Origin of the sequence: Flavobacterium sp., from assembly GCF_036782315.1 — a bacterium.
Taxonomy (GTDB): Bacteria; Bacteroidota; Bacteroidia; order Flavobacteriales; family Flavobacteriaceae; genus Flavobacterium.
The window spans coordinates 1-23,702 of sequence record NZ_DAIPZK010000006.1 but is presented as its reverse complement, the minus strand read 5'-3'; the positions used below and the strand labels follow the sequence as shown (position 1 = coordinate 23,702).

16 protein-coding genes and 1 tRNA gene are annotated in these 23,702 nt (G+C 33.2%); 9 read left to right on the top strand and 8 right to left on the bottom strand.

Going from position 1 to position 23,702, the window contains the following annotated elements; all coding sequences use genetic code 11:
* Nucleotide 1: 1 nt before the first annotated feature.
* From V7P59_RS06640 to polA, 4 genes are all read right to left on the bottom strand, one after another.
* Nucleotides 2-1,369: a serine hydrolase domain-containing protein gene (locus V7P59_RS06640; RefSeq protein WP_333809372.1), complete on the bottom strand. Its 1,368-nt coding sequence runs from the start codon at nucleotides 1,367-1,369 to the stop codon at nucleotides 2-4.
* 41 nt (nucleotides 1,370-1,410) lie between these two features.
* Entirely contained in the window at nucleotides 1,411-2,052 is a 642-nt protein-coding gene (locus tag V7P59_RS06635; RefSeq protein WP_333809371.1) for an SdpI family protein, read from the bottom strand.
* Between the two features lie 3 nt (nucleotides 2,053-2,055).
* Nucleotides 2,056-2,310, bottom strand: coding sequence for an autorepressor SdpR family transcription factor (locus V7P59_RS06630; protein ID WP_008256034.1), 255 nt, complete (start codon nucleotides 2,308-2,310; stop codon nucleotides 2,056-2,058).
* Nucleotides 2,311-2,477: 167 nt separating this feature from the next.
* On the bottom strand, nucleotides 2,478-5,345 hold the full coding sequence (gene polA / locus V7P59_RS06625; protein ID WP_333809496.1) for a DNA polymerase I: 2,868 nt from the start codon (nucleotides 5,343-5,345) through the stop codon (nucleotides 2,478-2,480).
* Between the two features lie 135 nt (nucleotides 5,346-5,480).
* Here polA and V7P59_RS06620 point away from each other — a divergent pair, with 135 nt between their 5' ends.
* The 3 genes from V7P59_RS06620 (at nucleotide 5,481) to V7P59_RS06610 (ending at nucleotide 8,747) form a co-directional block, all read left to right on the top strand.
* Complete coding sequence (locus V7P59_RS06620; RefSeq protein WP_333809370.1) at nucleotides 5,481-7,016, top strand: DUF4394 domain-containing protein; 1,536 nt, start codon at nucleotides 5,481-5,483, stop codon at nucleotides 7,014-7,016.
* 129 nt (nucleotides 7,017-7,145) lie between these two features.
* Nucleotides 7,146-8,375 carry a metallophosphoesterase gene (locus V7P59_RS06615; RefSeq protein WP_333809369.1) on the top strand — a complete coding sequence of 410 codons (1,230 nt, stop codon included), beginning with the start codon at nucleotides 7,146-7,148 and terminating at the stop codon, nucleotides 8,373-8,375.
* A gap of 75 nt (nucleotides 8,376-8,450) precedes the next feature.
* Entirely contained in the window at nucleotides 8,451-8,747 is a 297-nt protein-coding gene (locus tag V7P59_RS06610; RefSeq protein ID WP_026724375.1) for a thioredoxin family protein, read from the top strand.
* Nucleotides 8,748-8,784: 37 nt separating this feature from the next.
* Here the strand turns inward: V7P59_RS06610 and V7P59_RS06605 are convergent, their stop codons facing one another.
* Complete coding sequence (locus tag V7P59_RS06605; RefSeq protein ID WP_333809368.1) at nucleotides 8,785-9,423, bottom strand: polysaccharide deacetylase family protein; 639 nt, start codon at nucleotides 9,421-9,423, stop codon at nucleotides 8,785-8,787.
* A gap of 76 nt (nucleotides 9,424-9,499) precedes the next feature.
* Nucleotides 9,500-12,700, bottom strand: a complete 3,201-nt coding sequence (locus V7P59_RS06600; protein WP_333809367.1) for a DUF2723 domain-containing protein — start codon at nucleotides 12,698-12,700, stop codon at nucleotides 9,500-9,502.
* 156 nt (nucleotides 12,701-12,856) lie between these two features.
* On the opposite strand from V7P59_RS06600, the gene V7P59_RS06595 reads away from it, so the two are divergent.
* A tRNA-Gln gene (locus tag V7P59_RS06595) sits at nucleotides 12,857-12,927 on the top strand.
* Between the two features lie 120 nt (nucleotides 12,928-13,047).
* Here the strand turns inward: V7P59_RS06595 and V7P59_RS06590 are convergent.
* On the bottom strand, nucleotides 13,048-13,872 hold the full coding sequence (locus V7P59_RS06590) for a universal stress protein (RefSeq protein WP_333809366.1): 825 nt from the start codon (nucleotides 13,870-13,872) through the stop codon (nucleotides 13,048-13,050).
* 171 nt (nucleotides 13,873-14,043) lie between these two features.
* On the opposite strand from V7P59_RS06590, the gene rimP reads away from it, so the two are divergent.
* From rimP to infB, 3 genes are read left to right on the top strand one after another with little or no spacing between them, the layout of a single operon-like run.
* On the top strand, nucleotides 14,044-14,511 hold the full coding sequence (gene rimP / locus V7P59_RS06585; protein WP_333809365.1) for a ribosome assembly cofactor RimP: 468 nt from the start codon (nucleotides 14,044-14,046) through the stop codon (nucleotides 14,509-14,511).
* 13 nt (nucleotides 14,512-14,524) lie between these two features.
* Entirely contained in the window at nucleotides 14,525-15,766 is a 1,242-nt protein-coding gene (gene nusA / locus V7P59_RS06580; protein WP_333809364.1) for a transcription termination factor NusA, read from the top strand.
* Nucleotides 15,767-15,816: 50 nt separating this feature from the next.
* Nucleotides 15,817-18,618, top strand: coding sequence for a translation initiation factor IF-2 (gene infB / locus V7P59_RS06575; protein ID WP_333809363.1), 2,802 nt, complete (start codon nucleotides 15,817-15,819; stop codon nucleotides 18,616-18,618).
* A 63-nt stretch (nucleotides 18,619-18,681) separates the two neighbouring features.
* On the opposite strand, the gene V7P59_RS06570 is transcribed toward infB, so the two are convergent.
* A complete protein-coding gene (locus V7P59_RS06570) occupies nucleotides 18,682-19,071 on the bottom strand; it encodes an SPOR domain-containing protein (protein ID WP_333809362.1) in 390 nt (129 codons plus the stop codon).
* Nucleotides 19,072-19,288: 217 nt separating this feature from the next.
* Here V7P59_RS06570 and V7P59_RS06565 point away from each other — a divergent pair, with 217 nt between their 5' ends.
* A complete protein-coding gene (locus tag V7P59_RS06565) occupies nucleotides 19,289-20,563 on the top strand; it encodes a c-type cytochrome (protein WP_333809361.1) in 1,275 nt (424 codons plus the stop codon).
* A gap of 32 nt (nucleotides 20,564-20,595) precedes the next feature.
* Nucleotides 20,596-23,631, top strand: a complete 3,036-nt coding sequence (locus tag V7P59_RS06560; RefSeq protein WP_333809360.1) for a TAT-variant-translocated molybdopterin oxidoreductase — start codon at nucleotides 20,596-20,598, stop codon at nucleotides 23,629-23,631.
* The last annotated feature ends 71 nt before the right edge of the window (nucleotides 23,632-23,702 follow it).

Here is a 23,702-nt window from a genome sequence, read left to right as displayed (position 1 = left end):
TTTATTCTTTTGTAAAGTTGAATTTCATACCGCCTTGATTCAATACAAAGGAGTTCTCTCCAAATACCATTTCAATTCCGGCAGGTGCAAAAACAAAAGTAGTTTCTTCTTTAAATGTCAATGGAAAAGCGCCTTGTCCAGTAGCTTGTGCTGATAATTCGCCATTTTTTTCAGAAACCGTAATTTTTAAAGGTAAATCTTTAGAAGCATAAGTTCCTGTGAATTTTGCTAATTCCGCTTTATCCATTTTCATGAACTTTGGAAATGGGAACGGCATTTTGTAATAAATACTCAAAATTCCAATGATAATATCGTTTTGCTCAAAATTATTGCCATTAGATATTAAAGAAAAACTCAATTTTTCGGTCGGATAATAACCTAACATGGAACTGAATTCCTCAATTTTTCCACCATGACCATAAAATCTTCTTTCTCCAAACGGAAACTGAATTAATGCTTTTCCATAGCCTTCTTTAATTTCTTTCATTTGGTCTAAAGAAGCTTGACTGACTAATTTCCCATTGAAAAGTGCTTGGATAAACTTCGTTAAATCAGCAGTAGTTGAAGTAATACCGCCAGAAGCAAAAGCAACAGAATTGTTGTTTTCTAACGACTTCACCCAATTCGTTCCATCAAAATAATAAGAATAACTTTCTTTGTTTGCTGTATTCGTAGCTTCTTCTTTATAATATGTGGTTGGAACAAAAACTTTTTTAGTCACAGCACCTTTGTCCGTCATTTCGGTTTTGTTTTCAAATGTTCCCAATTCCGCTTTTTTAACGATTCTATTTTGTAAATTTTCCTCGTATGATTTTTTGGTCAATTTTTCGATAATACAACCTAAAATAAAGAAGTTTGAATTGCTGTACTCGTATTTACTTCCAGGTTCAAAATTAGATTTAAATGAAGTGATTACTTTTAAAATATCTTCTTTTGAGTGTTTTTTGTCCAAAGAAGTATGAAAACTAGCATCCTGATTTACATAATCTACAATTCCCGTTCTGTGATGCAATAAATCGTAAATCGAAATCTTTTCTGCATTTGGTATTTTTGGGTAAAAACGATTCAATTTGGTTTGCAAGGTTAGTTTTTTCTCTTCAATCAATTGCATTACCATTACAGCTGTGAAAGTTTTGGAAATCGAACCTATTTTATAACGTGTCAAACGATCAGCTTTGATTTTTTTTTCAAAATCAGCAAAACCATACGCTTTATTAAAAACCACATTTTCGCCTTCACGAATGGTTAACGAACCCATGAATTTGTTGTTTTCATTTAAATAGTTCAGTAAACTATCAATTCGTTTAAATTTATCTTGAGCAAAAGTGAAAGTAGAAAAGGCAAATACAAAAAGAAGTAATTTTTTCATAATAGTCTGTTTTTCTAATTAGTAGTTAGGATTTTATTTTGTTACTGATTTTTGATTTTTTTGAATTCCAGATACGAATATACAACCGGAACAATACTAATAACGATAGTAATTCCTAAAAAAGTATACAATTGGATTTCATTTGGTAATACAAAAGTCAACGCCATTAAAAGTCCGCCAACGAACCATAGTTTTCCGCCCATCAAATGTGTTTTTTTCCAAACTTCCTCGTTTTCTAATGTCCATGGTGTTCTAATTCCAATGAAATAATTTGGTTTTATGGTTTTGAAATAATTACCAAGGAAAGCAAAAAGCAAGCCAATCAATGGAAATATCAAAACAGGATTACTTGTTTTTTGTTGCACACTATATAAAATGTAAATCGCTAATGCTGACATGAATAATCCTAAAATCAGGCGTAAATTATTCAATTTATTGCCCATGTTTTGCAATTTCTGCTTCGGATCGATGTATGGAATTATCAAGAATACGAAATAGGTAATTCCTGTTAGCATGAAAAGCATCATGAAAAGTTCGCTCTTATCGCCCCAACGGTCAATTTCTCCTGAAGCATTCCAATGCATTGGAACTTCTTTGGGTAATTCATTCCAAATATAGGCCAAGTAAACAAAAGGCAACAAAGCCACAGCAATAAACGGAATTTCTTTTTTAAACTTTTCCATATTCTATTTTTTTAGGGTAATAATCCATTGTAAAATATCGTCAACAATTGTAGTGTTTAAAGAATAGACTACAAATTGTCCTTTTTTCTCGCTCGTGACCAAATCGGCACGTTTTAAAATATCCAAATGATGCGAAATACTGGGTTTTGAAATATGAAATTGGTCTGCAATATCGCCAGCCGTCATTTCCTGTTTGCGCAGCAATTCCAGAATATCTCTTCTGGTTTCGTCGTTTAAGGCTTTGAAAATTGCGTTCATATGAATTTATATATTTAGACAAATATCTAAATATTATTTGAAATGGCAAAATGTTTTCAAAAAATAAACCCGATAGGTTTCAAAACCTATCGGGTTTGACATTAAACTATGTGATTTCTCCTTCGTCGAAATGACAAAACTAATTCAACTGCCAACTGATCACTTTCCTAATGCGCTTCCAACCAATTTTTACCCAATCCAATTTCCACATCTAACGGAACAGCCATTTTGAAAGCATTTTCCATTTCGTGTTTGATCATTGGTTGAATTTTTTCTAATTCGGAGTTGTGCACATCAAATACTAATTCGTCATGTACTTGCAATAGCATTTTTGATTTCCAATTTTCAGAAGACAGTTTCTTATGAATGTTAATCATCGCAATTTTTATAATATCCGCAGCCGAACCTTGAATTGGAGCATTTACAGCATTTCGTTCTGCCCCACCACGAACAATTGCATTGGCTGAGTTGATGTCTTTCAAATAACGTCTTCTTCCTGAAATGGTTTCTACATAACCGTGTTCTCTAGCAAAATCTACTTGCTCTTGAATGAATGATTTTAATCTAGGATATGTTTTGTAATACGCTTCAATTAATTCAGCACTTTCTTTTCTTGATAAGTTGGTTTGGTTGCTCAATCCAAAAGCCGAAACCCCATAAATAATTCCAAAGTTTACGGTTTTGGCGTGACTTCTTTGCTCTTTTGTTACTTCGTCTAAAGGCACATTGAACACTTTGGCAGCCGTACTTTTGTGAATGTCTTCGTGATTTTGAAACGCTTTAATCATATTTTCTTCACCACACAAAGCCGCAATAATGCGCAATTCAATTTGAGAATAATCGGCTGAAAGTAGTGTGTAATTTTCATCACGAGCAATGAAGGCTTTTCTAATTTGTCTTCCTCTTTCGGTACGAATTGGAATGTTTTGTAAATTTGGATTATTCGAACTCAAACGACCTGTAGCCGCCACCGTTTGCATATAATCAGTATGCACTCGACCTGTTTTTTTATCGACTTGATTTGGTAAAGCGTCAATATAGGTACTTTGCAATTTCACCATTTGACGCCATTCTAAAATATCGCGCACAATTTGATGTTCGTTTGCCAAATAGCTCAACACTTCTTCGCCAGTTGCATATTGACCGGTTTTGGTTTTCTTTTGTTTTGCACCACCAATTTTTAGTTTGTCGAATAAAATATCGCCCAACTGTTTTGGAGAAGCCAAGTTGAATTTTTCCCCAGCGGTTTCATATATTTTGTGCTCTAATTCGTGGATTTCTTTTTGCATATCAACCGACATGCTTTTTAGAAACTCCACATCCAAACGAATTCCTTCTTTTTCCATATCGGCTAAAACAGGAACTAACGGAATTTCGATTTCGTCAAACAATTTTTTGGTGCCTACTTTTTCTAAAATCGGTTGGAAATGTGCTGCCAATTGAAAGGTAATATCGGCATCTTCAGTTGCATATTCTTTGATGTCTTCCAAAGGAACATCGCGCATCGACAATTGATTTTTTCCTTTTTTGCCAATTAACGTTTCAATGGATTTTGGCGAATATTTCAAATAGGTTTCCGACAAAACATCCATATTATGTCGCATATCAGGATTAATCAGATAATGCGCAATCATGGTGTCGAATAATTTTCCTTTAACTTGAATGTTATAATTCGAAAGAATTTTCAAGTCGTATTTCATGTTCTGACCAATTTTTTCGATATTCTCATTTTCGAAGAATGGGCGGAATTTTTCAATTAAATTTTGAGCTTCTTCCTGATTTTCGGGAAACGGAACATAAAATCCTTTTCCTTTTTCGAAAGAGAAGGACATTCCTACTAATTCTGCATTCAAAGCGTCAATTCCAGTAGTTTCGGTGTCAAAACAAACTGAAGTTTGATTCAATAAATTCTGCATTAATAATTTTACGGGTAAATCGCCTTGAATTATTTGATAGAAATGCGTTGTATTTTCTAAAGTTGCATAATACGAATGATTCGCTGTTGGTTCATCCGATTCATCGCTAAAACCGAACAAATCGAATTGATCTTCGTTTGATTTTTTTGCAACAGGTTTTTTAGTTGTAGTAGGTTCTTGATTTTCAATTTCGTTACCATTCCCATTTGTGTTGATTTCATCATATTCTTTTCCTGTTCCAAACCATTTATCAAACTGTGCTTTCATTTGGCGGAATTCTAGTTCTTGAAAAATCGCATCCGTTTTTTCTACATCAGGTTTTGATAATTCGAAATCAGTTGCATCAAAAGTAACTGGACAATCGAGTAGGATAGTAGCTAACTTTTTCGATAAAAGCCCTAGTTCTTTGTTTGCCTCGATTTTTTCTTTCATTGCACCTTTTAGTTGATGCGTGTTGGCTAATAAATTTTCTAAAGTGCCAAATTCAGCCAAGAATTTTTTTGCTGTTTTTTCACCCACGCCTGGTAATCCTGGAATGTTATCGGCAGAATCGCCCATCATTCCTAAGAAATCAATTACTTGTTCTGGACGCTCGATTTCAAATTTTTCTAAGACTTCAGGAATTCCCCAGATTTCAATATCATTACCCATTCGGGCCGGTTTGTACATGAAAATATTTTCCGAAACCAATTGTGCAAAATCCTTATCTGGTGTTACCATAAATACTTGATAACCTTCTTTTTCGGCTTGTTTGGCTAGTGTTCCAATCAAATCATCAGCTTCGTAACCCGCTTTTTCAATGATAGGAATGTGCATTGCTTTCAGTAATTCTTGAATATAAGGAACAGCAATTTTAATCGCTTCTGGTGTTTCGTCACGGTGCGCTTTGTATTCTTGATACATTTCATAACGGTAATCGCTTCCACCTTTATCAAACGCTACAGCTAAATGGTCAGGTTTTTCACGCTTAATTACATCCATCAAAGAATTCATAAATCCCATAATGGCAGAAGTATCCATTCCTTTCGAATTGATACGAGGATTTTTGATAAAAGCGTAATAACCTCTAAAAATTAAGGCGTAAGCATCGAGTAAAAAAAGGCGTTTTTGTGACATAATAATGGTGTTCTATAATTTTTCAAAGTTATAAAAATATATGTCTTTTTGGTCTTTTTTGTTTTGTTAGGAAAAAAATCGGTTGGAATTAAAACCATGATTTCATGTTTTTCGTAAGTGAAGAAAAACAAATTAATTATGAGAAAAAATTTATTCCCTCTGAAATCAGTTTTACTGATGAGTCTTTTGACGATTTTTGTAGCATGTTCTGATGACGATGCTGCTGCACCAATGCCTCAACCAGAACCAATTCCAATGCCTGAAGTAGCACCACTTGTTGAGTTTACAGCATTAAGTAATGACAATAGAGTTATATATTTCAACGCTAGAAATTTAAATTCTCCTATTCGAAATTTAGCAATTACTGGCTTACAATCTGGCGAAAATATTATTAGTATTGATTATCGTCCAGCAACGGGTCAATTGTATGGATTAGGTTCAACAAGTCGCTTGTACATTATTAATGAAACTTCGGGATTAGCTACGCCCATTGGAACTGCACCATTCTCGCCTTTAATTGCAGGAACTTCTAGTTCAATTGATTTTAATCCAACGGTAGATAGAATTCGTTTGGTTTCCAATAATGGTCAAAATTTAAGATTACACCCAGAATTAGGAACCGTTGTGGCTACAGATGGAACTATTAATGGTGTTGCAAATACCAAAATTGAAGCTATTGGATACACAAATAGTTTTGCTGGAAGTACAGCAACTATGTTGTATGACATTGACTATACTACTGATAAAGTGTATGTTCAAAACCCACCAAATGATGGAGCGTTGCAACTTGTTGGTGCTTTAGAAGTAGATTTTGAAGGTGTTGGAGGATTAGATATTTTACCAGATTCAAATTACGCAATGGCGGTAAACAACAAGAACAACGAATCAAGATTGTACACAATCAGTTTGATGACTGGAAAAGCTACTTGGATTGGAACTTTTTCACAGCAAATTGTAGAAGTTGCATTTAAATCAAAGCCTATTGCTTATGCAACATCATCTTCTAACATGTTGTATAGAATTCATCCAATTTTAGGTTCTTCAAATTCAATTGCTTTAACAGGAATGAATGCTAACGAACAAATTGTTGGATTAGATTTTAGACCAGCAAATGGTGCTTTGTATGCAGTTACTAATCAAAGTAGATTATTAACAATTAATACAGCTAATGGTCAAGTTACAGCTGTAGGTTCAGGATTAACTCCGGCGCTTTCTGGTACAGATTTTGGTTTTGATTTTAACCCCACAGTTGATAGAATTCGATTAGTAAGCAATACTGGACAAAATCTACGTTTACACCCAGATTTAGGAACAGTTGTAGCAACAGATGGTAACTTAAATCCAGGAACGCCTTCGATTACAGCAGCAGCATATACAAATAATTTTGCGCAGTCTACCACAACTCAATTGTTTGTAATTGATACTAGCAATAACAATTTGTATTTGCAAAACCCACCTAATAACGGAACATTAGTATTAGTAGGAAGTTTAGGAGTAACAGCTTCATCTATGAATGGATTTGATATTGGCGGTAATAGCAACGAAGCATTTTCAATTTTAACGGTAAACGGTACACAAGCTGTTTATAGAATTAACTTAACAACAGGTGCGGCTACTAGAGTGGTAAACTTTTCTCCAAGCATAACAGCAATGGCTGTAGGATTAGGATTTTAAAGAGTTTTAGTTATTTTTTTAAAAGCTGTAAATAGTAACATATTTGCAGCTTTTATTTTATCGTTAAAATTTTAACAAATACATTTTCAATTAGCTAAGATGTAGTTACTTTGCAAAAAAAAAGAGCTAATGATTCGTTGGATTATTTTTTTAGTATTTGTAATCATTCTTGAAATTTATGCTTTTCAGGCGTTTAAGACTTTAATTAAGTCAAAGTGGTTTTTTATTTTCTATTATGTAACTTCTGCAATTGCATTAGCTTACATTGTTTATCAATTATATCATTTTGATAGAAGTGTTGGGCAAACTCCACAAACCATGACAACTTTTGGTTTGTTGTTATTGCTATATGTGCCAAAGTTATTGGTAACGTTTATTTTATTTGGTGAAGATATTGTTCGATTTTTATCTGGATTGTTTTCATTGGTAATTCAAAGTGATAAGGAAAGTTTTTTACCAGAAAGAAGGAAGTTTGTGAGTCAAATTGCATTAGGAATTGCAGCTATTCCGTTTGCTTCTTTTTTATACGGAATTACCATTGGAAAGTACAATTATAAAGTAATTAGACAAACTTTGTTTTTCCCAGATTTACCCGATGCTTTTGATGGAACAACAATTACTCATATTTCAGATGTTCATAGTGGAAGTTTTGATGACGCAGAGAAAATCCAATATGCAATAGACCTAATCAATGAACAAAATTCAGATTTGGTATTATTTACGGGTGATATTGTGAATACTCATGCTACTGAAATGGATCCTTGGATTGAAACCTTCAAAGGAATTCATAATCCTAGATTTGGTAAGTACTCCATTTTAGGAAATCATGATTATGGAGAATATGTAGATTGGAAATCACAAACTGCCAAAAAAGCTAATTTTGAAGCTATTAAAGATATTCATCGTAAAATTGATTTCAAGTTATTGTTGAATGAACATGTGAAAATTAAAAAAGATAATCAAGAATTAGCCATCATAGGTGTTGAAAACTGGGGGAGAAAATTTGGAGAACGAGGCGATTTAACTTTAGCTTCAAAAGGGTTAACCAAAGAGGATTTTAAAATAGTAATGAGTCATGATCCAAGTCATTGGGATGAAAAAATTCAGCACCATGAAAATCATTTTCATTTAACACTTTCTGGCCATACTCATGGTTTTCAATTTGGGATAGAAATTCCGGGTTGGATTAAATGGAGTCCAGTACAATACGTTTACAAACAATGGGCTGGATTGTATGAAAATGCTGGAAAATATATTTATGTCAATCGTGGTTTTGGATTTCATGCTTACCCTGGTAGGGTAGGAATTATGCCCGAAATAACGGTTATTGAACTAAAAAAAGGAGAAAAAGTAGCGTAATTCAGTAAAAATGCTACATTTGTATATTGTTTTCTTGTGAAAAAGAATTATTTTTGATACTAATAAATTCAATTTATGTCAAAATTTGGAGAACTTATCGATGCTCAAGTACCTGTGCTAATCGATTTTTTTACAGAGTGGAATGAACCTTCAGTAGCTATGAATGAAGTAATTCGTCATGTTGCAGCTGCTTTAGGTGACAAGGCGCGCGTAATTAAAATTGATGTAGATAAAAATCAGGAATTAGCTGAAGCACTTCGTATCAAAGGTTTGCCTACTTTAATGATTTATAAAGAAGGTCAAATGGTATGGAGACAAAGCGGTGAACTTGATGCAAACACTTTAATTTCCTTGGTGCAAGAGCAAGCTTAACTCTTCAACTGCGCTCAGGATACAAGTTGTAGTAAATTTACTTTATTACATCAAAAGTAAACCCCTTATCTTTTAAAACTTGTATTGCCCCAGGCAAAGCAAACCTCAGATTTTTTTCTGATTTAATACTATCGTGAAATACGATAATACTTCCTTGTACCGTATTTGAAATTACGTTTTCTAAACATTTCTCACCTGAAATAGTCGAATCAAAATCATAACTTAATACATCCCACATAATGATTTTATAGCCTAATTGCCTAATTAATTTTGATTGGCTTGGCTTTATTTTTCCATATGGAGGACGAAATAAAAATGAGTTTTCAGTATTCAGTTTTAGGTGTTCAGACTCACATAACTTTAAATTTTCTATATATTGGCTACTCTTAGTTTTCCAGCCATTTAAATGGTTGAAAGTGTGGTTTCCTGTTTGATGTCCTTCAGCAAGTATTCTTTTATAAACTTCGGGATGTTTTTTGATGTTATCACCAATACAAAAGAAAGTGGCTTTAATTCCTTCTGATTTTAAGAGATCTAAAACCCATTCTGTTACTTGAGGAATTGGTCCATCATCAAATGTTAAATAGATTTTTTTATCCGAATTTGATATATCCCAAATCAGATTATTGAAAATCTTTTTAACCCATTTATTTGTTTTTACCCAATTGAAGTTCATCTTGTAAAATTAGTATAAAAAAAATGTTCCAAACGAAATTTCTTTCACTTGGAACATTTTATTCTTTCAAAACTGTTTATTCCATTTTTCTACCAAAACGTTGAAACATTTTATTGAAATTATTGAATTTCATTTTCTCTCTATTGTAAAATTCTAAATCATTTGCTGATTCAGCAATTTGAAGGAATCCACGGTACTGCTCTATGTCGGTAACAATATCCATTGCGCCAAAATTTTGTTCGCTAGGTTTCCAACTATTGTAAAAAGTTAAATTCTCTTGATATTTTTTAATCACTTCAGAAATTATAGCTCTAGCTTTTTCTTTTTTACCCACTTCATAATAACCCATTGCAAATGGTTCTAACATAGAGTAATATTCAAAATACTCAATAGGCATTTTTTCCATTGCTAAGTTAATCACTTTTTCCGCCTTGTCTAATTTACCTTCATTAATTAAGGCTTCCATTAAACGTGCTAAATTAGTTCGGTAACTAATACTGTTTTTACGAGTTTCTACATCGTGATAAATAATTGGTTTTCCACTATTACCCCAATCCCATTTCATAACAATGTCGTACATTTTATCTGAATCGATAGTTCCCATTTTCATTGGATTTGGTGTATCTACAACAGTTTTAACTGGAACAAGTTTGAAACACATACCGTCTAATTGCAGATAGTTTTTCATCCAAATGTAATCGTCTTCTCCAAAACTTCCACCTGTAAAATAAATAGGACGTTTCCAATTGTTTTGATTAATGATATCTAGCATCATTAAACGGTTTTTATAAAGAGCATTGTCCTTAATTTCAAACTCAATTGCAGGAACAATAGAATCATAAAATTTTTCAGATACTACCTTGTTTTTTATAACCGCAGCTTTATCTATTGGATAAATTACTTTTTTAGATGGGAAATAATTAATTTTTCGCCCATTATTCAGTTCTATTTTTGCGCGTTCATCATCTAAAGAAATGAACTTAATCATTTCGTCTAATATTAAAGGTTCTTTAGTTCTCTCAACATACAAACTATAATCTCTTCTACTACCTTTGTATTGTTCTCTATTAAAAGAACTTGGAATAGGCTCTGAGGTATGTGTTTTCATTTTCATTTGGTCAATATACCAATCCGTCATAAATAAACTTGTATTTACAATACGAATATCGGTTCTGTAACCTTCAATTTCTTGCATATACCATAATGGAAAAGTATCATTATCCCCAATTGTGAATAATATAGCATTAGGTTCGCAAGAATCTAAATAAGCTTTAGCCATTGTTAAAGCAGTGTCTTTATTAGAACGATCATGATCATCCCAGTTTTCAGCAGCTAATAAAACTGGTGAAGCTAATAATGAAGAAACTAGTACAACAGGAATCGCAATTTTTGGTTGAATGTAATTTTTCAATGTATCAAAAATGGCATAAATTCCGTACCCTATCCACATAGCAAACACATAGAACGAGCCTACTAAAGCATAATCACGTTCTCTTGGCTCAAAAGGTCTTTCATTTAAATAGATTTTTAATGCTAAACCAGTAAATAAGAATAAAACTAATAATACATAAAAACTTTTAATATCTCTTTTTGCATGAAATATCATTCCAATAATGGCTAATATGAAAGGTAAAAAGAAATAAGTATTTCTACCTTTATTATTTTGCATATCAGAAGGAAGATTTTTTTGTGTTCCGATGAATAATTCATCAATAAAATCGATTCCACTTAACCAATTTCCATTTGTGTTGTCATATTTTCCTTGAACATCACTTTGTCTGCCCACAAAATTCCAAAGTAAATAACGTAGGTACATATATCCAAATTGATATTGCACCATAAATTTCATATTGTTAAAGAAAGTTGGTTTATCAACAATTAGATATTCACCATATCCTTTTAAGAATTTATCATAATCTTTTTCGTCAACTTCACCAGCCTCATATGCTTTTCTAAATTGGGTTACAATTTGTACCAATTCATCTTCGTGTGCATATTCTGGATTAATTCTGAACTCTAATGGTTCAGTAAAAATCATGTAATTTTCATTATGGTCATTACTCCACATTCTAGGCAAGAATGCTTTATGCGCATCATCTGTATTTTGTTTGGCGTTTTTGAAATCGTTTGTAATTACATATTTTTTTGTTTTGTAATCACGTTCGTAGTTAGGTTTTTCGTCTAAATAAGGCGTGTCAGGATCTAAGCCAGAATAAGTGTCAGAAAATTGTGGTCCATAAAACAGTTTTTGTTCGCCATACTGCTCACGATTGTAGTAAGCTAAAACCTCTGCAGCATCCGATGGTTTGTTTTCGTTAATTGGAGTATTAGCATTTGCACGAATAGGTAGCATCATCCAAGTTGAAAAACCAATCAAGATAAAAAGTGTTGATAGTATTAAAGTATTATAAAAAACATGCCCTTTTTTCTTAGTATAATTTAAGCCTAAATAAAAAGCGGCTATGATTAATATAAAAGCAAAGATAGTTCCTGAGTTAAATGGCATTCCAAGACTGTTTACCATGAAAATTTCCGTTTTACCAAAGAAAGCCAATGTGTAAGGAAGTAAAAGCTTAAAGATGAAAAGTAAAATAGCTACAATTACTACGTTAGCAATTAGGAAACTTTTTACTGTAATATTATTGTATTTTTTAAAGAAATATAGAAATCCAATTGCAGGGAAAGTTAACAAAGCCATAAAGTGAACTCCAAAAGATAGTCCAATTACTAATGAAATTATTAATAACCATTTGTTTCCTCTAGGCGTGTTGATTTCTTGTTCCCAGCGTAATCCTAACCAAAATAATAAGGCAATTAAAAAAGTGGCCATTGCGTAAACTTCCGCTTCCACTGCATTATACCAAAAACTGTCAGTAAAAGTAAAAGATAAACTAGCCACAGCAGCACTACCTAAAATCATGATAGCATTGTTAGTTGAAAGTTCTTTTTCTCCAACAATTAGTTTTTTCATTAATATAGTTAATGACCAAAACATAAATAGCACTGTAAAAGCACTTGAGAATACAGAAAGGTAGTTTACCATTAGTGCAATCTTATCTGGACTAAAAGCAAACATGGCAAAGAATGCTCCTAACATCTGAAACAATGGAGCTCCTGGAGGATGTCCTACTTCAAGGTTTGCTGAAGTTGCGATATACTCACCACAATCCCAAAAACTAAGTGTAGGTTCTACCGTTAATGAATAAGTAATTAAAGCTACTAGAAAAGTAGACCATCCTAAAATGGTATTCCACTTTTTAAAGTTGAATGAATTCATATTGTATTTTGGTTTTTCTATATTCTCCTACAAAGAAACTATTTTTTTGTTTATGATTTCTGTTAAATAAAATTTTTAATATTTTTTTTAGAAAAATTTGTAGAATAAAAAATATGTCTTACATTTGCACTCGCAATCGAAAAGGTTGTTAGGTATTGGCCTATGGTGTAATGGTAACACTCCGGTTTTTGGTACCGTCATTCAAGGTTCGAGTCCTTGTGGGCCAACAAAACTCCGCTTAAAATAAGCGGAGTTTTTTTATGTTTATACTCGATTGATTTGAAGCAATATAGCGCAAAAAAAAGACCACAATTTGTGGTCTTTTTTTATGATAAAAATCTTGAAAATTAGATTTTAAATGTAATAACTGGTCTTTTAGCGTGATTTACTAAATCTTCGCTAATACTTCCGTTGAAAAAGTGAGATAAACCTTTTCTTCCATGTGTACTCATTCCAATAATGTCGGCATCAATACTTTTAGCAAAATGTAAAATTCCTTTTTCTACATTTACATCATTATAAATATGAGTAGAATAATTGTCAATTTTAAAATTAGCAACAAATTCATCCATTTGTTTTTGAGCTACTTTAGTAGATTTGAAATTATTTGGAGTGTTAATGTTTGCTAAGTAAAGATGCGATCCAAATTTATTTGCAAATTCAACTACTTTTTCAAATGGTTTTTTTATTTCATCAGAAAAATCAGATGCAAAAACAAATTTCGAAGCATTAAATAAATTTTCTTCTCTTTTAATTACTAATACAGGAACATCAGAATTTCTAACTACTTTTTCTGTGTTTGAACCAATAAACATTTCTTGGAATCCATTAGCGCCGTGAGATCCCATTACAATTAAATCAACATCATGAGCTTTTCCGTTTTTAATAATACCGTCAAAAGCCATTTCAAATTGAATAATTCTTGAGATTTTAACGCCTTCTAAATAATCAGCATCCATTAGACTGTCAAGTTTTGCAACAGCAGCATTTTTGAAAAACATTAATTCTGGTAATTCATGAGCTGTATTTATAGCGTCGTTACCTGATGTTGGTAACTCTAACATGTGAACTAAAAATATTTCGCCATCATTTTTTTTTGCAATTTGAGCGGCAACTTTTAATGCGTATTCTGCGTGTTTTGAAAAATCGGTTGGTACTAAAATTCGTTTCATAAGTTTGTTTTAGGTTATTTTTAATAATGTAAAATAAATTACACTATAAAAGTACAAAAAATATCCAAACTGACAATCTTTTTTTTAATTCAAAAAAATTTGTATATTTGCTGCGATATTTAAGGATTAAGGATTATGAGGCACGCACAGCGTGCCTCTTTTTATAAAAACATGACATTTAAAAACAAAGTTCAAGAAGCATTGGATGCTGCGTTAATGCAGCGTGAACATCTTTTTTTGATTGACTTGTCTATTAATGATGCTAATAAAATTAGTATTATCTTAGATGGAGATTTTGGTGTAAATTTGCAAGATTGTATTGATATAAGTAGAGCAGTTGAAACTAATTTAGATCGTGAAGAACAAGATTTTTCTTTAGAAGTGGCTTCGGCGGGTGTGTCAAGTCCGTTGAAATTAGTAAGGCAGTTCAAAAAGAATATTGGAAGAACATTAAAAGTTAAAACAATCTCATCAGAAGAAAATGAAGCGCAATTAACTGCGGCAGATGATGAGAAAATAACTTTAGAATGGCAGGCAAGAGAGCCTAAAAAAATTGGTAAAGGAAAAGAAACGGTAAATAAAAAAGTAGAACTTCCTTACGAAAGTATAAAAGAAGCAATTGTTATAATATCATTTTAAATAAAGAGTTGACATGGAGAATATTGCATTAATAGAATCGTTTTCAGAATTTAAAGACGATAAACTCATCGATAGAGTTACACTAATGGCAATTTTAGAGGATGTATTTAGAAGTGCATTAAAGAAGAAATACGGTTCAGACGATAATTTCGATATTATCATTAACCCAGATAAGGGAGATATGGAAATTTGGAGAAATCGCGTGGTGGTAGAAGATGGTGAGGTAGAAGATCCAAATTCTGAAATTTCTTTGTCTGAGGCACGTAGAATTGAGCCTGATTTTGAAGTGGGTGAAGATGTTTCTGAAGAAGTAAAATTAATTCAACTTGGAAGAAGAGCTATTTTAGCCTTACGTCAAAACTTGATTTCTAAAATTCATGAACACGACAATACAAATCTTTACAAGCAGTTTAAAGATTTAATAGGTGATATTTACACGGCTGAAGTTCATCATGTTCGTCCAAAAGCAGTAATTTTGATGGACGATGAAGGTAACGAAATTGTATTGCCAAAAGAAAAGCAAATTCCAAACGATTATTTCAAAAAAGGAGATAACGTTAGGGGTGTAATTGAAAATGTTGAATTGAAAGGCAATAAACCTCAAATCATCATGTCAAGAACAGCTCCTGAATTCCTTGAGAAATTATTTGAGCAAGAAATTCCAGAAGTATTCGATGGTTTAATTACAATCAAAAAAGTAGTTCGTATTCCTGGTGAAAAAGCTAAAGTAGCAGTAGATTCTTATGATGATAGAATTGATCCTGTGGGAGCTTGTGTAGGTATGAAAGGTTCTCGTATTCACGGAATTGTTCGTGAGTTAGGAAACGAAAATATCGACGTTATCAATTATACGACGAATGCTCAGTTATACATTACAAGAGCTTTAAGTCCTGCAAAAGTATCTTCGGTTAAAATTAATGAAGAGGCTAAAACAGCTGAAGTTTTCTTAAAAATTGAAGAAGTTTCTAAAGCAATTGGTAGAGGTGGTAATAATATCAAATTAGCTAGTTTATTAACAGGTTACGAAATTGATGTTATCCGTGAAGGAATTGCTGAAGAAGAAGATGATGTAGAATTAAGAGAATTCTCAGATGAAATTGAAGCTTGGGTAATCGAGGAATTTGAAAAAATCGGTTTAGATACAGCTAGAAGCGTATTAAATCAAGATGTTGCAGACTTGGTAAGAAGAACAGATCTTGAAGAGGAAACTATTTTAGATGTAATCAATATATTGAAAGAAGAATTAGAAGGATAATTCTTTAGCCAAACAACACAACAACATACAAAGAATTTTAAAAAGATTATATGTCTGAAGAAAGAGTAATAAGAATAAACAAAGTTTTAAGGGAGTTAAATATTTCTCTTGATAGAGCTGTGGATTTTTTAAAAGAAAAGGGTCATGAAATTGAGTCGAGTCCAAATGCTAAAATATCACAAGAGGAATACAAAGTCTTATGTGGTCAATTTTCTGCTGACAAAGGAAATAAGGTTGCCTCTCTTGAAGTAAGCGAAGAAAAAAGAAAAGAGAAAGAGGCGCTTAAACGTGAACTTGAAAAAGAAAATGAAGCTAAGCGTTTGCAGGAAGAAGAAAGACAAAGACAAGAAATTATCAAAGCTAGAGCCGTATTATCTACTCCAAAAGCTGTTGGTAAAATCGATTTAGAGCCTAAAAAACCAGAAGTTAAGTCTGAAAAACCTGTTTCTGAAGAAAAACCTGTTGAGACAGTTGAAAAGGTGGTTGAGCAAAAAGTTTCAGAACCAATTAAAGTGGAATCTAAAGAAGAAGCGCCAGTAGCTAAAAAACCTGAAATTGCCAAACCAGCTAAACCAGTAGAAGTTAAGCCAGAAGTTTCGTCTGACGAAGGAGTTGAGGAGAAAATCGAAACACAATATCAAAAATTATCTGGAGCTACTTTTACAGGTCAAAAAATTGATTTATCTCAATTTGAAAAGCCTAAAAAGAAAAAAGAAGATCCTAAGAAAGATTTCAAAAAACCAGGAACGCCTCAGGCTCAAAATGCAGGTGGTGCTAATGCGGCTAATAACAATAAAAATAAGCGTAAGCGTATTGTTAAGCCAGGTACTCCTGGAGCGCCAGGAGCAAATAATGCTGCTGGAGGTCCTAAAAAAGAGTTTGTTAAGGGTGGTGCTGCAGGCGGTTTCAATAAAGGAAAAAAACCAATTATTCAAAAGGTTGAGCCTTCTGAAGAAGATGTAAAGAACCAAATTAAAGAAACTCTTGAAAGACTTCAAGGGAAAGGAAATAAATCAAAATCTGCTAAATATCGTAGAGATAAAAGAGATTCTCACCGCCAACGTGTTGATGACGAATTACAAGCACAAGAAGAAGGTAGTAAAATTTTAAAAGTAACAGAGTTTGTTACCGTAGGTGAAATTGCTGCTTTAATGGATGTGCCTATTACTAAGGTAATCGGAACTTGTATGTCATTAGGAATTATGGTAACCATGAACCAACGTTTGGATGCTGAAACCTTATCTATTGTTGCAGATGAATTTGGATATGAAGTAGAGTTCATTACAACAGATATTGAAGAAGCTGCTGTGGTTGTAGAAGATAATCCAGAAGATTTAGTTCACAGAGCGCCTATCGTTACAGTAATGGGTCACGTTGACCACGGTAAAACATCTTTGTTAGATTATATTCGTAAAGCAAACGTTATTGCGGGTGAATCTGGAGGTATTACACAGCATATTGGTGCTTATGGAGTAATTTTAGAAAACGGTGAAAAAATCACATTCTTAGATACACCAGGTCACGAAGCGTTTACCGCGATGCGTGCACGTGGGGCTCAAGTTACCGATATTGCTATTATCGTAGTAGCGGCCGATGATGAAATCATGCCACAAACAAAAGAGGCAATAAGTCATGCACAAGCTGCAGGTGTACCAATGATTTTTGCTATTAATAAAGTGGATAAACCAACGGCGAATCCAGAAAAAATCAAAGAACAACTTGCGGGTATGAACTTATTAGTTGAAGATTGGGGTGGAAAATATCAATCACAAGATATTTCAGCTAAGTTTGGTCAAGGAGTTCCAGAATTATTAGAAAAAGTATTGTTAGAGGCTGAAATTTTAGAATTAAAAGCCAATCCAAATAAACCTGCTTTAGGAACTGTAGTAGAAGCTCAGTTAGATAAAGGTAGAGGATATGTTTCCACAATTTTAGTTCAAGCGGGAACTTTAAAAGTTGGAGATTATGTATTAGCTGGAAAAAATCATGGTAAAATTAGAGCCATGTTTGACGAAAGAGGTCACCAAATTAAAACGGCTGGACCATCAACTCCAGTTTCGGTATTAGGTTTAGATGGTGCTCCTACAGCGGGGGATAAATTTAATGTTTATGAAGACGAAAGAGAAGCAAAACAAATTGCTGCTAAACGTACTCAATTACAACGTGAGCAATCAGTTCGTACTCAAAAACATATTACGCTTGCCGAAATTGGTCGTCGTATTGCGTTAGGACAATTTAAAGAATTGAATATTATACTTAAAGGAGATGTAGATGGTTCAGTGGAAGCATTGTCAGATTCATTCTCTAAACTATCAACAGAAGAAATTCAAATCAATATAATTCACAAAGGTGTTGGGGCTATTACAGAATCTGATGTATTGTTGGCTTCTGCTTCTGATGCAATTATTATTGGATTTAATGTTCGTCCACAAGGAAATGCTAAACAATTAGCAGAAAAAGAAGAAATCGATATCCGTAACTATTCAATTATTTACGATGCAATTGATGACTTAAAAGACGCTATGGAAGGAATGTTATCTCCAGAAATGAAAGAAGAGATTACAGGTACTGCCGAAATTAGAGAATTGTTTAAAGTGTCTAAAGTGGGAACAATTGCAGGATGTATGGTTACCGATGGAAAAATCTTTAGAAATTCTAAGATTCGTTTAATTAGAGAAGGAGTTGTAATTTACACAGGTGAATTAGCTACTTTAAAACGTTTCAAAGATGATGTTAAAGAAGTTGCTAAAGGTTATGACTGTGGTATGCAAATTAAGAATTACAACGACATTCGTGAGTATGATTTAATCGAAGGATTCCACGAAGTAGAAGTGAAGAAAAAACTAAAATAGTTTTTATTTAAATATTAAAAAAGCCATTCGTACGAATGGCTTTTTTATTGCGTTTTATCCTTTTTAATTAGATGGTTTTATAATTAAGGCGGTTGGATAGCGTTTTTTAATATCAATCATTACACGTTCCACTTCAATTCTCGATTTAAAGTTTCCAATCCATACTTTATAGTTAGGACTATTGAAAACAATGGTGCCATCTAAAGTTTTAAATTCTCTTTTAAATTCTTGTAATTTCTTTTTTGATTCTTCGCTATTGCCGTAAAAAATTTGAATTTTATAACCTTCGTTTAAAAACAAACCAGTGTTTAATTTTCTTTTCTCTTTTAGCAATTGATCAATTTTCGGATCTACACTTAAGGTTGTTTTTTCATTTTGAGATAGCATTTTTGAGCAAAAAAATGAAGATAGAACAAAGAAGAACAATAAGTTATGTTTTGATAAGTTTTTCATATACAAATGATTTTAATACAAAAATACAATTTATGATGATAATCGGGCGCTTAAATATTATTTAGAACAAATATAAATTACATTTTAAGATAAAATTAAGGTTTTAATAATAGTTCGAATATTGTATTTTTGTCGGAGTTTTGAAAAAATAACGTGTTGTTTTTAGATAAAGGTATATCTAAAAGTATACCAAATTAAGTCGATAATCATTTTAAATATGAAAAAGGTGGGTAACCATAAATCGTTTTCAAAGATTTTCTTCAGTGTAGCATTCGTGCTAGTAACTTCTTTATCTGCATTTTCTCAAGATGCAGCAAAAGGTAAAGAATTATTTAATGCCAATTGTGCAGCATGTCATAAATTAGATGCTAAAGCTACGGGTCCAGCACTTCGTGGAGTTGAGGCTAAATATGACAAAGAATGGTTGTACAAATGGATTAAGAATAGTGGAGAATTAATCAAGTCAGGAGATGCGCAAGCTGTTAAAGTTTTCGAAGAAAACAACAAAGTAGCCATGACGGCATTTCCACAATTGTCAAATGAGGATATTGACAATATTTTAGCTTACACATCTGAGCCTGCTCCTGCTGCGCCAGCCGCAGTTCCTGGGGCTCCAGTAGCTGCTGGTGATACTGCTAATGATTCTGGTGTTTCTAACAATGTAATTTTAGGAGTGCTTTCTTTAGTAATGATGATGTTAGTTGTTATGTTGTTCTTGGTGAACAATATGTTAACTAAGATTGCAAGCGCTAAAGGGTTAGAAGTAGAGCAAAAAGACCGTTCAGTAATGAATCTTTTCAGAGCATATGCTAAAAATCAATTTTTAGTATTAGTTTCTGTAATAGTATTACTGTTAGTTTCTGCTTATTTTGCTTACGGATGGATGATGCAAATTGGTGTGGACCAAGGATATGAGCCAGTACAACCTATTCATTATTCACACAGAATTCATGCTGGTGAAAACGGAATTGATTGTAAATACTGTCACTCAGCTGCAAGAGTTAGTAAGCATTCTAATATTCCATCTTTAAATGTTTGTATGAACTGTCATAAAAATATTAGTGAGGTAGCTGAAACTACTGCTACTGAAGAGCATTCTAAAGCTTTCTATGATGGAGAAATCGCTAAGTTATACGATGCTGTAGGATGGGATAAATCATTACAAAAATATACAGGTAAAACTAAACCAGTGAAATGGGTTAGAATTCATAATTTACCAGATCACGTTTATTTCAATCACTCACAACACGTAACGGTTGCGGGAGTTGAGTGTCAAACTTGTCACGGTCCAGTTGAAGAAATGGAAATCATGAGACAACATGCTCCATTAACAATGGGATGGTGTATCAACTGTCACAGAGAAACAAAAGTGAAAGTAGAAGATAATGCTTACTACAAAAAAATTCATGAAGAACTTTCTAAAAAATATGGAGTATCTCAGTTAACTGCTGCTCAAATGGGAGGTTTAGAATGTGGTAAATGTCACTATTAATAAAATAATTTAAGAAGCTAATATACTATACAATGGCATCAAACAAAAAATACTGGAAAAGTGTTGAAGAACTAAACGAAAATAGTTCTATTGTTGAGACGCTAAGAAACAACGAGTTTGTGGAACCAATTCCGGTTGATCAGTTTTTAGGAGATAAGGAAACTTTGTCTGCTTCGTCAACTACTCGTCGTGACTTTTTAAAATATGTTGGATTTAGCACAGCTGCAGCTTCATTAGCAGCTTGTGAAGGTCCTGTTGTAAAGTCAATTCCTTACGTAGTTCAACCAGAAGAAATTATTCCTGGGGTTGCGGATTATTATGCAACAACAATGGCTGATGGTTTTGATTTTGCTAATATTTTAATCAAAACTCGTGAGGGTCGTCCTATTAAAGTAGAAAACAATAATTTAGAAGGAGCAAAAACTGGAGCAAATGCAAGAGTTCATGCTTCTGTTCTTTCTTTATATGATAGCTTACGTTTAAAACAACCTAAAATTGCAGGTAAAGATGCAACTTGGGCTGATGTAAACACTAAAGTTAAGGCTAGTTTAGAAGAAGCAAAAGCAAACGGAGGAAATGTTGTGGTGTTAACAAACACTATGGCAAGCCCATCTACTGACGCTTTAATTGCTTCTTTAGTTGCTAAATATCCAACTACTAAACATGTTGTTTATGATGCAGTTTCTGAATCAAACGCTTTAGATGCTTTCCAAGCGGTTTATGGTGTAAGAGCTTTAGCAAATTATGATTTTTCAAAAGCAGATGTTATCGTTTCTGTTGGTGCAGATTTCTTAGGAGATTGGCAAGGAGGAGGCTTTGATGCAGGATATGCACAAGGTCGTATTCCTAAAAACGGAATGATGTCTAAACATATTCAGATTGAGGCTAACATGTCTTTAGCTGGTGCTAATGCAGATGTTAGAATTCCAATGACAGTTGCACAACAAAAACAAGCTTTAGCTGATTTATATTACGCAGTAGTTAATGGTGCACAACCTAAGAACGCTCAAATTGCTAAAGCAGCTAAACAACTTGCAGCTGCTAAAAACAAAGGAGTTGTTGTAACTGGTTTAGATGATGTAAATGCACAATTAGTAGTTTTAGCTATCAACAATGCATTGCAATCTGAAGCATTCAATCCTTCTGATGCTATCCTTACTAGAAAAGGAGATGCAAAAGCAGTTGCTCAATTAGTAGCAGATATGAAAGCAGGAAAAGTTCATACATTAATTATGAATGGAGTTAATCCGGCTTATACTTTAGCGAATTCTAAAGATTTCGTTGCGGCTTTAAAATCTGTTAAACTTTCAGTTGCTTTCTCTATGAAAGAAGATGAAACTTCAAGTTTGGCTACAATTGCTGCTGCAGCTCCTCATTATTTAGAGTCTTGGGGTGATGTTACAATTACTAGAAGTAATTACAGCATTATGCAACCAACGATTCGTCCTTTATTCAATACAAAACAATTCCAAGAAGCTTTATTAACTTGGACAGACAATACAGTTGCTTACTATGATTTCTTAAAATCTTTCTCTGCTACTTATTTAGCTGGAAAATCTTGGAATCAAGCAGTACATGACGGTTTTGTTGCTTCTGTAGCAAATCCTTTAAGTGCGGCTTCTGCTGACTTTGCTTCTGCTGCTTCAGCATTAGCGCAAGCAAAATCCTCTAATTTTGATTTAGTATTGTATACTAAAGTAGGAATGGGAGATGGGCAACAAGCAAACAACCCTTGGCTACAAGAATTCCCAGATCCTATTACAAGAGTTTCTTGGGATAACTATGTTACTATGTCTAAAGCAGATGCTGAAGCAAATGGGTTTAAAAACTGGAATGTAGCTAATGGAGGTTTAAACGGAAGTTATGCTACTATTAAAGTAGGAAATGCTACTTTAGAAAATGTACCAGTTATTATTCAACCAGGTCAAGCAAAAGGAACTTTAGGTTTGGCTTTCGGATATGGTAAAAAATTAGGTTTAAAAGAAGAGATGCAAGTAGGTGTAAATGCATATGCTTTATACACAAACTTAAACTCTAATCAGTCTGCTACTATTTCAGTTGCTGACGGTGAGCATGAATTTGCTTGTGTTCAGTTACAGAAAACATTAATGGGTAGAGGTGATATTATTAAAGAAACTACATTAGAAATTTTCAATACTAAAGATGCTAAAGTATGGAACCCAGTTCCTATGGTATCTTTAGATCATAAGCCAACTGCAACTACTGAGGTTGATTTATGGGATTCTTTTGATAGAAGCGTAGGTCATCACTTTAATTTATCTATTGACTTAAATGCTTGTACTGGTTGTGGAGCATGTGTTATCGCATGTCATGCAGAAAACAACGTTCCAGTTGTAGGTAAATCTGAAGTAAGAAGAAGTAGAGATATGCACTGGTTGCGTATTGATAGATACTATTCTTCTAAAGAAACTTTTGCTGGTGATGTAGAATTAAAAGAATCTACAGGTGGATTAATGAATTCTATCGATACTTTCGCAGGTATGGAAGACCCTTCAGAAAATCCTCAAGTAGCTTTCCAACCAGTAATGTGTCAGCACTGTAACCACGCTCCTTGTGAGACTGTATGTCCAGTAGCTGCAACATCTCATGGTAGAGAAGGTCAAAACCACATGGCATATAACAGATGTGTTGGTACTCGTTACTGTGCAAACAACTGTCCATACAAAGTAAGACGTTTCAACTGGTTCTTATATAACAAAAATAGCGAGTTTGATTATCATATGAATGATGATTTAGGTCGTATGGTTATTAATCCAGATGTTAATGTACGTTCTCGTGGAGTTATGGAGAAATGTTCTATGTGTATCCAAATGACTCAAGCCGTTAAATTAAAAGCTAAACGTGAGGGTAGACCAGTTGGTAAGGATGAATTCCAAACAGCTTGTTCTGCGGCTTGTACTAGTGGGGCAATGAAATTTGGTGATATTAATGATGCAACATCAGATGTGGCTAAATTAGTAGAGTCTGATAGAATGTACCATTTATTAGAGCACATCGGAACAAAACCAAACGTGATGTACCACGTGAAAGTTAGAAACGATAAATAAGTATTAATTAAAGAAACAATATAAAGGATTATGTCGTCTCATTACGAAGCACCCATTAGAAAACCTTTAGT